The sequence below is a fragment of the Aquisphaera insulae genome, from assembly GCF_011064615.1.
GTDB lineage: Bacteria > Planctomycetota > Planctomycetia > Isosphaerales > Isosphaeraceae > Aquisphaera > Aquisphaera insulae.
This window is the reverse complement of the sequence record NZ_JAALJH010000266.1, coordinates 1-433: the sequence shown is the minus strand read 5'-3', so window position 1 is coordinate 433 and position 433 is coordinate 1. Positions and strand designations below refer to the sequence as shown.

1 pseudogene is annotated in these 433 nt (G+C 69.1%); it reads right to left on the bottom strand.

The features are described 5' to 3' along the window. Positions 1–120: 120 nt before the first annotated feature. A pseudogene (locus tag G6O54_RS37085) lies at positions 121–419 on the bottom strand (dihydrofolate reductase family protein); the annotation flags it as partial. Positions 420–433 lie beyond the last annotated feature (14 nt).

Here is a 433-nt window from a genome sequence, read left to right as displayed (position 1 = left end):
AGGCTGGCGATCGCGCCGGGGCCTGGTTCCCAACGGCTTCGCGGGCCGCGTCAGGCGCAACAGAAACCGTCACGTCCGCATGCCGGGTGTGGGGCAGTCAATACCAACCTTTCATCGCGCCAGCCTCACACCTCCCACGAACAACCCCTGCCCGGCTCCCGCTTGAGCTGCTGGACGGCCTCCCCCAGATCCCCGCGCACGAGCTCCGCGTTCCAGTCGACCCGGCCCAGGGTGCTCGACACCACGTACTTCCTCGCCGCGTCGATCGTCCGGGCGAAGGGTTCCATCCAGTCGGGCCCGGCTCCCGTCCACGTCGGCGGCCGAAACGCCGTCTCCATCATTTCGCAAGTCACCCGGCCGAAGAGGAGGGCAGGTTCATCCGGAAGGAGCGCGCGCCCGATCGGAGGCTCACGGCCGATGGGACAAGTCGGCC